Source organism: Pannonibacter sp. CBAS1226, assembly GCF_055685825.1.
In genome coordinates this window covers 978,067-990,608 of the sequence record NZ_JBVOUO010000001.1, presented here as the reverse complement: position 1 = coordinate 990,608, position 12,542 = coordinate 978,067, and the positions used below count along the sequence as shown (strand labels likewise).

Below are 12,542 nucleotides of genomic sequence, written 5' to 3'. Positions count from 1 at the left end.
CATGAGCGAACTTGAGCTGAACCGTCCGCGCCGGGCCTATGACCACCGGCTGCTGCGGCTGCGCGAGCATGGGCTGAAGCCGGGCATACGCCTGGACGAGGCTGGCGGTGACCCGGATGCGAGCGTGGATTGCGGCTGGGGACGGCTGATCTTCGGCGATACCTTCGCCGAGCCGAAGCCGCTGGTGGAGGCGTTGCTCGCCGAAGTGCCGGGACGGCGCGACATCGCCATCTATGTGCGCGATCCGCATGTGCTGCTGGCGGCTGCCCCGCAGGATCTGTTTCTCGATCCCTCGCACATGTTCCGGCTGGATCTGGCGACCTATCGCACGGCCCGCAACCGCCGCCCGGGCTTCACCATCCGCCGCGCCTCGTCGCGAGCAGATGCCGAGGCCGTGAACCGGCTTTATGCCGAGCGCGGCATGGTGCCGGTGCCGCTCGATTTCTTCTGGTCGCAGATGGACGCGCGGACGGTGACTGTGCTTGTCGCCGAGGAAGAGGAAACCGGCGAGATCGCCGGAACCGCCATGGGCGTGGATCATGACCGGGCAACGGATGGCGCGGCGGCAGGGGCCTCGCTCTGGTGCCTGGCCGTTTCGCCCAAGGCGAAGTTTCCCGGCGTTGGCGAGGCGCTGGTGCGCCGTCTGGCTGAGCATTTCAAGGGGCGCGGACGGCCCTTCATGGACCTCTCCGTGCTGCACGACAATGAGCAGGCCATAAAGCTCTACGAGAAGCTGGGCTTTGCCCGCGTGCCCTATTTCACGGTGAAGAAGAAGAACACCATCAATGAGGCGCTCTATGCCGGGCCTGCGGTGGATGCGGCGCTGAACCCTTATGCGGCGATCATCGTCAACGAGGCGCGGCGGCGGGGCATTCATGCCGATATTCTCGATGCGGAAGGCGGATTCTTCCGCCTCTCCTATGGCGGGCGGCAGGTGAAGTGCCGGGAGTCGCTGTCCGAATTCACCAGCGCCGTTGCCATGTCGATCTGTGATGACAAGGCCGCCACCCGCCGTGTGGTGGAACAGGCCGGCATCAGTGTTCCGGCGCAGGCGCTGGCAACGGATGAGGATACGGTCAAGGCATTCCTTGCAGCCCATGGCAAGGTGGTGGTGAAACCGGCACGGGGCGAGCAGGGCAAGGGCATCGCCATCGGCCTCACCGGCCTTGACGAAACCATGGCCGCCATTGCCGTGGCCCGCAACACCTGCGCCGATGTGCTGCTGGAGGCCTGCGTCGAGGGCATGGACCTGCGGCTGGTGGTGATCGACTACAAGGTCGTTGCCGCCGCCATCCGCAAGCCGGCTGAAGTCACGGGCGACGGCGCAACGCCGATCCGCGATCTGATCGCCGCCCAGTCCCGCCGCCGGGCGGCGGCAACGGGGGGCGAGTCCCGCATCCCGATGGATGCGGAGACCGAACGCTGTCTGGCGCTGGAAGGCTATGCTCTCGATGATGTTCCGGCGGCGGGCGTGACCGTGCGCGTGCGGCGGACGGCGAACCTGCACACCGGCGGCACCATCCATGATGTGACGGGCGAGACCCACGGTGCGTTGATTGACGCAGCCGTGCGGGCGGCAAAGGCCATTGAGATCCCGGTTACGGGCATTGACCTGATGGTGAAGAGCCCGCGCGAGCCGGAATATCACTTCATCGAAGCGAACGAGCGCCCTGGCCTTGCCAATCACGAGCCGCAGCCGACAGCGGAGCGCTTCGTCGATTTCCTGTTTCCGCTGTCCATGCCCCAGCCTGTCCGGGCCGCCTGGCGCGGGGGAGGTGACCTTTGAGCCTGCCGTCCATTGATGTGGAGGAGCTGGAACGGGTGCTGATGGCGCTGCTGAACGTGCCAAGCCCCACCGGCTTCACCGATGAGGTGGCGCGCTGGGTCTGTGCCTATCTGGAAGATCTTGGCATTTCCTATGAAATGACCCGGCGCGGCGCAATCCGTGCCCGGCTTCCGGGCGAAGCGCCGCGCCCGGCCCGGGCCATCGTCTCCCATCTCGACACGCTGGGGGCACAGGTGAAGGCACTGAAGCCCAACGGGCGGCTGGAGCTTGTGCCGGTTGGCCACTGGTCGGCCCGCTTTGCCGAAGGCGCGCGGGTGACCATCTTTTCCGGCGCAGGCGCCTACCGCGCCACCATCCTGCCGCTGAAGGCGTCCGGCCACACCTTTAACACGGAAGTGGACACCCAGCCCACCGGCTGGACCCACGTGGAGGCCCGTGTCGATGCGCTGTCCCGCTCGGCCACCGATCTTCACCGTCTTGGTATCGAAATCGGCGACATGGTGGCGGTGGATCCGCAGCCGGAATTCCTGCCCAATGGCTTCATCGTCTCGCGGCATCTGGATGACAAGGCGGGCGTCGCCGTCATGCTGGCGGCGCTGAAGGCGCTGGTGAAGGAGGGCAGCGTGCCGACGGTGGATACCTATTTTCTCTTCACCATCGCCGAGGAAACCGGCCACGGCGCTGGCGCCGTTCTGACGCCGGACATCGCCTCGCTGGTTGCCATCGACAATGGCACCACGGCGCCGGGGCAGAATTCGGACGAGTTCGGCGTCACCATCGCCATGGCGGACCAGACCGGGCCGTTCGACTATCATCTGACCCGCAAGCTGGTGGAACTCTGCCGCCAGCATGACATCCGCTACCAGAAGGATGTGTTCCGCTACTACCGTTCCGATGCGGCTTCGGCCGTCGAGGCGGGGGCGGATGTGCGCACGGCGCTCGCTACCTTCGGCGTCGATGCCAGCCATGGCTATGAGCGCATCCACATGCATGCGCTGCGCTCGCTGGCGGAACTGGCGGCGGCCTATGTGCTGAGCCCGGTCGAGATCCAGCGCGATGCGGAAGCGTTCTCGAGTGTGAAGGGCTTCACCCGTCAGCCGGTGGAGGAAGCCCCGCAGGTGCTGCGGCCCGACCTCGTGCCGCATCCGCAAGGATAGACCTCACAGCCCAGGCAGCGCAGCCTCCGCGCTGCCTGGGCTTTGCGGCTGTGCAGGCGCAATCAGGCCCAGAACCAGCGCTGCCGTGTCCTCGATCAGGCGTTGCGGCGGCGGCTGTGGCGCTCCCGTCTGCAGGCGCAGGAAGCCGGTGACCAGTTCGATGCGGGCGGTGAGCGCGGCCTCAAAGGGCGTGGCAATCAGCATCTGCCGCAGGGCAAGCCGCCATTCATCTTCCAGCCCTGCCACAAGCTGCGCCATCGGGCAGCCTTGCGCGTTGCGGGGCAGGCGGGCGAGTGCCCGGCCCAGAACCGTTCCGCACAGCCGCTGGCAGGCTTCGCTCAGGAACGCCGCCAGTTCCCCCGCCGTGGTGCGCTGAAACCCGGCCCGCCCGGCGCGCAGGTCCGAAAGCCCCGCAAGCCCATGCTCAAGCGCCGCCAGCAGCAGTCCGGCCTTGTCCGGCCAGCGCCGGTGCAGCGCCTGCTGGCTTGTTCCCGCCACCCGCGCAATCTCCGCCAGCCTTGCACCCTCCGGCCCATGGTCTGCAATGGCCTTCAGCGCCGCATCCAGAATGCGGACCGTCAGCGCCTCATCCTGATGGCGTCCACGCGGGGAGGGGGAGTTGGTTTGAGGCTGGGTCATGGGGGGCTTTGGCACGGCTTTTCAGCCCCCCTCCTCCTCGTGGGGAGGGGTGAGGGGTGGGAGGGACAGCGTTTCCGCTTGGCAGAAAAGTCATTGATTACGGGCAGCTGTTCCTCTTGATGTCTCTTCAAGAAAATATTTATCTTTCAGATGGTTGTGGGCTCCCAGCCCCCCCACCCCTTACCCCTCCCCACCAGGGGGAGGGGTGCGGAGAGACCTTGCGCTGAAAATCCGCTCATTAATCCGGGCTGCACCTCAATGTGTCTTATTACGGTATCCCTCAATACCGTAATTCATCCCGCCTCCATCCTCAACCCCCGGCCACCCTTGCCTTTGGACAAACGCAGCGGAATAAGGGGGCATCTGTTTCATGAGACCATCCGGCACGAGGAAGCGCCATGTCTGTCGATATCAATACGGTGAAGCGCGTTGCGCGTCTCGCCCGCCTGAAGGTGAGCGATGCGGATGCCGAGCGCATGACCGGCGAGCTGAATTCCATTCTCCAGTTCGTCGAGCAGCTGGACGAGGTGAACATCGAGGGCGTCGAGCCACTGACCTCCGTGGTGGCGCAGACGATGAAGAAGCGCGCCGATGGCGTGACCGATGGCGGCTATGCCGCTGACGTGGTGGCCAATGCGCCGGCCACCGAAGACAATTTCTTCATGGTTCCCAAAGTCGTCGAATAAGCCGGGCAAGGACATCACATCATGACCGATCTGACCAATCAGACCCTTGCCGAAGCCCGCCGCGGCCTGCGCAACAAGGACTTTACCTCCGCCGAGCTGACGGATGCCTTCCTCTCGTCCATCGAAGGCTCCAACGGCGCCATCAACGCCTATGTCGCCGTGACGGCGGACAAGGCCCGCGCCATGGCCAAGGCCTCCGACGAGAAGCTGGCCAAGGGTGAGGGCGGCGCGCTGGAAGGCCTGCCGCTGGGCATCAAGGACCTGTTCGCCACCAGGGGCGATCACACGCAGGCCTGCTCGCATGTTCTGGACGGCTTCAAGCCGACTTACGAATCCACCGTCACGTCCAATCTGTGGGCCGATGGCGCGGTGATGCTGGGCAAGCTGAACATGGACGAATTCGCCATGGGCTCGTCCAACGAGTCCTCCTACTACGGCAACGTGGTGAACCCTTGGCGCAAGACCGGCTCCACCCAGGCGCTGGTGCCGGGCGGCTCGTCCGGCGGTTCGGCGGCAGCCGTTGCCGCGAGCCTCTGCCTTGGCGCGACGGCGACCGACACGGGCGGCTCCATCCGCCAGCCCGCCGCACTCACCGGTACCGTCGGCATCAAGCCGACCTACGGCCGCTGCTCGCGCTGGGGCATCATTGCCTATGCTTCCTCGCTGGATCAGGCCGGCCCCATCGCCAAGACAGTGGAAGACTGCGCCATCCTGCTGAAGTCCATGGCCTCCGTCGATCCGAAGGACACCACCTCCGTCGATCTGCCGGTGCCGGACTATGAGGCCGCCATCGGCAAGTCCGTGAAGGGCCTGCGCATCGGCATCCCGCGTGAGTACCGCATCGAAGGTATGCCTGCCGAAGTCGAAGCACTGTGGCAGCAGGGCATCGCCTGGCTGAAGGAAGCCGGTGCCGAGATCGTCGACATCTCCCTGCCGCACACGAAATATGCCCTTCCGGCCTATTACATCGTCGCCCCGGCGGAAGCCTCCTCGAACCTTGCCCGTTATGACGGGGTGCGCTACGGCCTGCGCGTTCCGGGCAAGGACATCGTCGAGATGTACGAGAATACCCGCGCCGCAGGCTTCGGCAAGGAAGTGCAGCGCCGCATCCTCATCGGCACCTATGTGCTGTCGGCCGGCTATTACGACGCCTATTACCTCAAGGCCCAGAAGGTGCGCACCCTGATCAAGCGCGACTTCGATCTGGCCTTTGAAGCGGGCGTCGATGCCATCCTGACCCCCGCAACCCCGGATGCCGCCTTTGCGCCGGGCGAGTTCTCCGATCCGGTCGCCATGTATCTCAACGATATCTTCACGGTGACGGTGAACATGGCCGGTCTGCCGGGCCTCTCTGTGCCCGCGGGCCTGTCCTCCACCGGCCTGCCGCTCGGCCTGCAGCTGATCGGCCGCCCCTTCGGCGAGGAAACCCTGTTCCAGGCCGGTGCCGTGATCGAAAAGGCCGCTGGCCGCTTCACCCCGGCCCGCTGGTGGTAAGATAAGTCTGGCGCTGTCAGGCTGAGATGTCAGACCCGCCGGGGCAACCCGGCGGGTTTGTTTTTGAACGCCCTTTTCCTCTTTCCTCTCCACCGTCATCCCGGCCAAGCGCAGCGCGAGCCGGGACCGGTGAGCCGGGGTGCCTGTTGCATGTTCGCATTGTTCATAGCCGGCAGGCCTTGGCTCACCGGTCCCGGATCTCCGCTTCGCTGCGTCCGGGAAGACGAAGGAGATGGGATCTCTGCAGTCTGACTAGCCTGATCTTGTCGTGTGCTTTTCTGAAACGGCATGGATGCCACGATCAAGTCGTGGCATGACGAAGTCTCCCCGGGGAGGGCCTCTCCCGGCAAGCCTCGGACAAGGTCCGGCTCGTCTAAGCCGTAGAGGCCTGCGCGAAAGCCCTGCGGTGAGTCCCGGCTGTGTTGCCGTCCGTCTTTCACGCCAGCCCCCATGGATGCGTCTCCTCCTCAGGGATAGGGAGCATCTTGAGAGAGACGGCGATGATCGAAGACTATCTGATGCAGGCGCATGGCGCGGTGACCGCCGCCATGCAGATCCGGGGCCGCGGCCACCTGCCGCTGACGCTGGCCTATGTGGATTGGGAAACCGGTGTCCTGACGGCCGGGCTCGATTTCAGCGAAGGTCCGTCCGAGGAAACCTTCGCGCACCTGCGTTACCTCACCTGCGGCCTGCCGCTGCGGCTGCAGCCCTTCACGGCGCGCCGGCACATGTCCAATCAGGACCGCATCCGCCCGGTCGTGGGCGGGATCCAGATGGTGGTGAACCGCAGCTATCAGGAGTTCACAGGCACCATCTGCATCGGCTGCAGCTATGATGATGGCTCCATCACGCCCAAGCACGGGGTCCTCGTCTCCGGGCATGTGGTCAGCAAGACGAACACGACCGTCTATCAGAACAGCAAGGTGTCGCAGGACAACATCGGCAAGGTTCAAGTGATCACCAACTGGAAGAACGGCAGCTGCGATGCCGCCTTCGTTGCCAAGACTGCCGCCGCCGCCGTCACCAAAGGGGAGATCTGGACGGCGGCCGGGCCCTATTTGCGCGTGACTGCAGCTGCTGGCGATCATGTGGTTGTGCCCGGCCTTGATGTGAAGATGCTGGGCATGAACAAGGAGGACCCGCAGGAGGGCCAGGTGGTTGCCACCGGTGTCAGCGTTACCTTTTCTGTCGGAGAGTTTGATGACCCGCAGACGCTCACCAATCAGGTGCTTGCGTCCTATGCCTCCGAAGAGGGGGACAGCGGCGGGCCGGTCTATACTCAGGTGGGCACCAATACCAACGTCACCTTCTGTGGCATCAATGTCGGATCGTGTTCCAACCTCGATGTAACCGCCGCCACGCCGGTCGTTGGCTCCGGGACCTATGGCATCTTCTCCCCCTGGTCCCGGATTGATGCGGCCTTCGGTGGCAATCTGGATGTCCTTTCGGCTTGACGCTGTGAGTTGAGCGCGGTCTTCTTCCTGCCTTTCTGCCGGATTTATTCCTGCTGTTGCTGGAGAAGACCGTGTTTGACGTGGATACCGTTGTCATCGGAGCAGGGGCCGTAGGGCTGGCCGCTGCCCGTGCTTTGGCGGAAAGCGGGCGCGAGGTCATGGTGCTGGAGCGCCATGGACTGATCGGTTCGGAGACAAGCTCCCGCAATTCCGAAGTCATTCACGCAGGGATCTATTACCCGAAAGGCAGTCTGAAGGCCGAGTTTTGCGTGGAAGGCAAGGAGCGGCTCTATTCCTATTGCGCGGCTCGCGGCATTGGCCACCGGCGCTGCGGCAAGCTGATCGTCGCAACCTCCGCAGATCAGGTGGCCGAACTGGAATCCATCGCTGCCCGTGCAGCGGCCAATGGCGTTCATGACCTTGCGTTTCTGACGCGGGCTGAGGCGCAGGCGCTGGAGCCGGCACTGGCCTGCGAGGCAGCGCTCCTGTCACCTTCCACCGGCATTCTCGACAGCCACGGCTACATGCAGGCGCTGGAGGGAGACATAACCTCGCGGGGCGGGCAGGTGGTGCTGCACAGCTGTGTGGCCGCAATCCATCACCGCAGCGGCGGCGGCTTCGAGCTGCTGATGGAAGGGGCAGAGGGGTACAGGCTTTCCTGCCGCCATCTTGTGGTCAGTGCGGGTCTCTCCGCAATGCGGCTGCTGTCGACGCTGGACGGCTATCCGCAGCGGCCGTTCCACATGGCCAAGGGCAACTATTTCCGCCTGTCCGCCCGCCCGCCGTTCTCGCGTTTGATCTATCCGGTGCCGGAGCCGGGCGGCCTTGGTGTGCATCTGACGCTCGATCTGGCAGGGCAGGGGCGCTTCGGACCGGATGTGGAATGGACCGGCGAGGAGGATTACAGAGTCGATCCGGCGCGCGCAGCCGGTTTCTACGCTGCAATCCGCCGCTATTGGCCGCATCTGCCGGATGAAGCTCTGCTGCCTGACTATGCAGGTATTCGCCCCAAGCTGACAGGGGAAGGCGAGGCTTCCGCAGATTTCCTCATCGAAACTGAGGCCGGTCACAAAATCGCCGGCCTTGTGAATCTTCTCGGAATCGAATCGCCGGGATTGACGGCTTCATTGGCGATTGGCGCCCGCGTTGCCTTGATTGTTAATGATATATGAAGGCTGTTTGGCGTTCTGCGAATTACTGCCGCATTTCGTTTCTAAAAAGAGGGGCAGGAAGACCAGATTAAGGGTTTGGTATTCCTGTTTTGCGAGGTGTTCAGAAAACGTGAGGTAAACGGTGCCGCATTGCAGCATTTTTATGGACGGGAGGCCTAAGTATCTCATATTATTGTCGCATCGCCTTGTGTTATATGCGACCTCCAAGGCCTTCCTGCAGCGCTGGTGACCCACTTTCCTCGGGCAAATAACGTGATCAATCGACGCAAGTTTCTTGTGACAAGTTCGCTGTGTCTCGGCTCTCTCGCCGGTGCCTTGAGCCTCGCGCCGCGCACGGCTTTTGCGCAGGCCGGCGGTGGTGCCCCGGCGCCCGCGTTCTCTTTTGAAGCGCTTGTCGAGCAGATGCGGCAGAAGGCGGGTGAGTCCTTCGATGGCACTGTGGCCGAGCTGCCGGAACGCTTCGCCGCGCTCGACTATGATCAGTACAGGGCTATTCGCTTCCGGCCGGACAAGGCAGTCTGGCGCGATGCCGGTGTCAGCTACGAGATGCAGGCCTTTCCTCCCGGCGGGCTCTACACCAAGCCGGTCCAGATCTATGAGGTGGATGGGCCGAACCTGCGCGAGCTGCATTTCACCGGCGCAGACTTTGAATACCGGGAGCCGCTCAATGCGGCGGACTTCGAGGGGCAGGACCTGCCGGGTGTCGCCGGTTTCCGGTTGCATTATCCGCTGAACCGGCCCGAGTACAAGGACGAGCTGATCGCCTTTCTCGGCTCCAGCTATTTCCGGGCGCTTGGCAAGGGGTCGATCTATGGCCTGTCCGCCCGTGGCCTTGCCATCGATACGGCGGCCGGCAAGCCGGAAGAGTTTCCGCGCTTCACGCGTTTCTTCATCGAGCGGCCGCAGCCGGGGCAGAACAGCCTCAAGATCTGGGCCGAACTGGAGAGCGAGCGCGTCACGGGCGCCTATGCTTTCGTGGTGACGCCGGGAATCAACACGGAAGTCGAAGTCGATGCCCGCATTTTCCTGCGCGGAGATGTGGACCGGCTGGGCATTGCGCCGCTGACGTCCATGTATCTTTTCGGTGAAAATGACCGGCTCGGCTTTGATGATTTCCGCCCCGAGGTTCACGACAGCGACGGGCTGCTGATCCTGCATGATTCCGGCGAACGGCAGTGGCGGCCGCTGGTGAACCCGCGCAATCTGGGCTTGTCCTTCTTCTCAGCGGAAAAGATCAAGGGCTTTGGACTGATCCAGCGGGACCGCAATTTCGAAAACTATCAGGACACGGAAGCCAAGTACGAGCGCCGTCCGTCCCTGTGGATCGAGCCGCTGGATGATTGGGGCAAGGGCCATGTGATGCTGGCGGAAATTCCTTCGCAGAAGGAGATCCACGACAACATCGCAGCCTTCTGGATTCCCTCCGGACCGGCCAAGGCCGGGGCGGAGCTGCGGTTCCGCTACCGCATGTATTGGGGCCGGGAGCCGGAACCGGGCACGGAGCTTGCGCAGATCACCGATACCCGCACCGGTCACGGCGGCAGCGCGGCCTCGGATTATGATCCGGCCCTGCGCAAGTTTGTTGTCGAGTTCAGGGGCGGGCCGCTGATGCCGGTTGGCCGTGACGCCAATATTGAACCGAAACTCTGGGTGCAGAATGCCGAAGTGCGCAATCCGCTGCTTCAGCAACTGCAGCCGGGGCACTGGCGCTTCATCTTTGACCTTTACAGGCAAGACAACAGCAGCCCGTCTGAAATGAGCTTGTCTCTTGTCCTGGACGGCAAGACCGCGACAGAGACTTGGATGTACCAATGGAACAAAACGGTATGAGTGGAGTTGTCATGGGAGACCAGGAGGCTTCTATGTCGATTGAAACAGACTTTACTGCAGGCGCTGAACAGTCAGTGGTTGCAGCTGGTTTGGAGTTTGTCCGCGCCCACACGGGCCGGGCGGATGTTGAGGATGCTGTGCTCGTGCAATCGGTTGCCGAGACGCTGGCCCTGCTGGGTCTTGAGCGCGATGCGGAAGAGCTGCTGGCTCATCCGGAGAGCGATGCGGCAACTCTGCGTCTCGTGGCGTCCTGTATTGTTCTGCCGCAGCCGCAAGTGGCGCTTGCGATGCCCGAGCATAACCTGCAGGGACGGCTGGTGCCTGCGTGGCTGCGCTCTGCCGCGGGTGCACGCAGCCTGTTTGGCGCGCGTCCTCCGGTGGGTGAGGGCTGACATCCATGATCGGGTCGGGGGAAAGCCGCCTCGCGGTGGCAATCCGGCGTATCGGAGCTTTCGTGCTGGCGGCGACCCTGACGGTTGCCGCCGCTTCCATGTTTGGCACGGTGGTTCAGTCGGACGGGTTTGACTGGGTTGACGTTCTGCGCATCGCGCTGATCGTCATCACCGCATTCTGGCTGGCCTGGGGTGCCTGTACTGCGCTGCTGGGCGTGCTTTTCACCCCGCCGCAGATGCCGGTGCTGCAGGGCCGCCCCGTGGGCCGCACGGCCATTCTGGTGCCGGTCTACAACGAGGACACAGGGCCGGTCTTCGCCCGTATTGCAGCCATGTACCGCTCCATCGAAGCCGCCGGCTACATCGATCTTTTCGATGTGCATGTGCTGTCGGACTCGACCAGGGCGGCCAGTGTCGCTGCCGAAAACGAGGCCTACCGTTCGGCCCTGATCAGTCTCAAGGCGGGCGGGCATCTCTATTACCGCAACCGCAGCCCGAATGTCGGCCGCAAGGCCGGCAATATCGCCGATTTCATCCGCACGTCGGGCGGTGCTTATTCCTACATGCTGGTGCTGGACGCCGACAGCCTGATGCGCGGGGAGACCATCGTCGAGATGGTGCGCCGCATGGAAGCCGAGCCGAAGCTGGGGCTCCTGCAGGCCCTGCCGCAGGTCATCGGTCTCAGCACCCTGTTTGGCCGGATGCTCCAGTTCTCGGCCGCCTTCTATTCCCCGGTCTTCACCCGGGGTGTGGCGGCACTGCAGGGCTCGGAAGGCCCGTTCTGGGGCCATAATGCGCTCATCCGCGTGCGGGCCTTTGCCGAAAGCTGCGGCATGGGCGCGCTCACCGGCAAGCCGCCCTTCGGCGGGCATATTCTCAGCCACGATACGGTGGAAGCGGCCATGCTGGCCCGTGACGGCTGGACCGTGCGCGTCGACCCGGATCTGGAAGGCTCCTATGAGGAGGCTCCGGCCAATATCGTGGCCTATGCCAAGCGTGACCGGCGCTGGTGCCAGGGCAACCTGCAGCACGCCCGGCTGCTGATCGCGCCGCGCTTCCGCCTGTGGAGCCGCATCTCGATCCTGCAGGGCATCTTCGCCTATCTGTCCTCGCCGATCTGGCTGATCTTCATCATCGCCAGCCTTGCCGCGCCGCTGTTTGCGCCGCCGCCGGTCTATTTCGATGCGTCCTCGCCCTTCCCGGTGTTCCCGCATCCGGAGACGACCACGGCGCTGGCCCTGCTGTTCGGCGTGGTGGCGCTCCTGATCCTGCCCAAGGCCATCCTGCTGGTGCGGGCGCTGGTGCGCGGAGATTCCCGCAACTTCGGCGGCACCCTCTGCGTGACACTGACGGCGTTTCTGGAACTTGTCTTCACCTCGATGCTGGCGCCGGTGCATATGATGTTCCAGAGCCGGTCCGTTTTGCAGATCCTGCTCGGCGCTGATTCCGGCTGGCCTGCAGCCGACCGTGCCGATGGCTCCATGTCCTTCTGGGACAGCATCAAGGCCACCTGGTGGATGGCGATCGGCGGGGCTGCCGCCTTGGTCTTTGCCCATAATTATACACCGGACCTGCTGCTCTGGCTGATGCCGATTGCCCTGCCCCTAGTGCTGGCGCCAATCCTCGTGTTTCTCACCTCGTCCGTGCTGATGGGTCAAGCCTTCCGCCGTCTCCGCCTGTTCGTCACGCCTTTCGAGATGACCCCGGAGCCGGTGATCGCCGATCTGGAACGCACGCTGGAAGCTGGCGCCCATGCGTCCACGACGCCGCTTGCGGCCAAGGCCGTGCAGGCGGTCTGAGCAGGCAGTGAGTTTTTGACAGTCAAGGCGCGGGGGCAGCTTCCGCGCCTTTTTTCGTTGGAGCCGTTCCCCGTGCCAAAGGTTGAAAAAAGGTGCCAAAAATGATACCTGAATGAGTGCGGACAGGAGGTGT

The 12,542-nt window shown here is 63.9% G+C and carries 10 protein-coding genes; 9 read left to right on the top strand and 1 reads right to left on the bottom strand.

Annotated features, from left to right (window positions below):
* Window position 1: 1 nt before the first annotated feature.
* Both ngg and AC0CMF_RS04520 read left to right on the top strand, forming a co-directional pair.
* The gene (gene ngg / locus AC0CMF_RS04525) at window positions 2-1,786 is read left to right on the top strand and encodes an N-acetylglutaminylglutamine synthetase (RefSeq protein ID WP_374628318.1); all 1,785 of its coding nucleotides are present in this window, start codon (window positions 2-4) and stop codon (window positions 1,784-1,786) included.
* A 2-nt stretch (window positions 1,787-1,788) separates the two neighbouring features.
* On the top strand, window positions 1,789-2,943 hold the full coding sequence (locus AC0CMF_RS04520) for an osmoprotectant NAGGN system M42 family peptidase (RefSeq protein ID WP_082676172.1): 1,155 nt from the start codon (window positions 1,789-1,791) through the stop codon (window positions 2,941-2,943).
* Between the two features lie 3 nt (window positions 2,944-2,946).
* On the opposite strand, the gene AC0CMF_RS04515 is transcribed toward AC0CMF_RS04520, so the two are convergent.
* Entirely contained in the window at window positions 2,947-3,582 is a 636-nt protein-coding gene (locus AC0CMF_RS04515) for a TetR/AcrR family transcriptional regulator (RefSeq protein WP_374628317.1), read from the bottom strand.
* A 398-nt stretch (window positions 3,583-3,980) separates the two neighbouring features.
* Between AC0CMF_RS04515 and gatC the strand changes: the two genes are divergently transcribed.
* The 7 genes from gatC (at window position 3,981) to mdoH (ending at window position 12,409) form a co-directional block, all read left to right on the top strand.
* Window positions 3,981-4,268 carry an Asp-tRNA(Asn)/Glu-tRNA(Gln) amidotransferase subunit GatC gene (gene gatC / locus AC0CMF_RS04510; protein ID WP_019966277.1) on the top strand — a complete coding sequence of 96 codons (288 nt, stop codon included), beginning with the start codon at window positions 3,981-3,983 and terminating at the stop codon, window positions 4,266-4,268.
* 21 nt (window positions 4,269-4,289) lie between these two features.
* Window positions 4,290-5,762, top strand: a complete 1,473-nt coding sequence (gene gatA / locus AC0CMF_RS04505; RefSeq protein WP_058899961.1) for an Asp-tRNA(Asn)/Glu-tRNA(Gln) amidotransferase subunit GatA — start codon at window positions 4,290-4,292, stop codon at window positions 5,760-5,762.
* 500 nt (window positions 5,763-6,262) lie between these two features.
* Window positions 6,263-7,216 carry a chymotrypsin family serine protease gene (locus tag AC0CMF_RS04500; protein WP_374628316.1) on the top strand — a complete coding sequence of 318 codons (954 nt, stop codon included), beginning with the start codon at window positions 6,263-6,265 and terminating at the stop codon, window positions 7,214-7,216.
* A gap of 71 nt (window positions 7,217-7,287) precedes the next feature.
* Complete coding sequence (locus AC0CMF_RS04495; RefSeq protein ID WP_374628315.1) at window positions 7,288-8,388, top strand: NAD(P)/FAD-dependent oxidoreductase; 1,101 nt, start codon at window positions 7,288-7,290, stop codon at window positions 8,386-8,388.
* A 252-nt stretch (window positions 8,389-8,640) separates the two neighbouring features.
* Window positions 8,641-10,218, top strand: coding sequence for an OpgD/OpgG family glucan biosynthesis protein (locus AC0CMF_RS04490; protein WP_244274434.1), 1,578 nt, complete (start codon window positions 8,641-8,643; stop codon window positions 10,216-10,218).
* Window positions 10,219-10,250: 32 nt separating this feature from the next.
* Window positions 10,251-10,610 (top strand): hypothetical protein, encoded by a 360-nt coding sequence (locus tag AC0CMF_RS04485; RefSeq protein WP_050471643.1) that lies wholly within the window; start codon window positions 10,251-10,253, stop codon window positions 10,608-10,610.
* A gap of 5 nt (window positions 10,611-10,615) precedes the next feature.
* Window positions 10,616-12,409, top strand: a complete 1,794-nt coding sequence (gene mdoH, locus AC0CMF_RS04480; protein WP_374628314.1) for a glucans biosynthesis glucosyltransferase MdoH — start codon at window positions 10,616-10,618, stop codon at window positions 12,407-12,409.
* The last annotated feature ends 133 nt before the right edge of the window (window positions 12,410-12,542 follow it).

What these genes read in the sequence shown, in the direction of transcription:
- ngg (WP_374628318.1), top strand. Translation starts at nt 2, where the DNA reads ATGAGCGAACTTGAGCTGAACCGTCCGCGCCGGGCCTATGACCACCGG.
- AC0CMF_RS04515 (WP_374628317.1), bottom strand. Translation starts at nt 3,582, where the DNA reads ATGACCCAGCCTCAAACCAACTCCCCCTCCCCGCGTGGACGCCATCAG.
- gatC (WP_019966277.1), top strand. Translation starts at nt 3,981, where the DNA reads ATGTCTGTCGATATCAATACGGTGAAGCGCGTTGCGCGTCTCGCCCGC.
- gatA (WP_058899961.1), top strand. Translation starts at nt 4,290, where the DNA reads ATGACCGATCTGACCAATCAGACCCTTGCCGAAGCCCGCCGCGGCCTG.
- AC0CMF_RS04500 (WP_374628316.1), top strand. Translation starts at nt 6,263, where the DNA reads ATGATCGAAGACTATCTGATGCAGGCGCATGGCGCGGTGACCGCCGCC.
- AC0CMF_RS04485 (WP_050471643.1), top strand. Translation starts at nt 10,251, where the DNA reads ATGTCGATTGAAACAGACTTTACTGCAGGCGCTGAACAGTCAGTGGTT.
- mdoH (WP_374628314.1), top strand. Translation starts at nt 10,616, where the DNA reads ATGATCGGGTCGGGGGAAAGCCGCCTCGCGGTGGCAATCCGGCGTATC.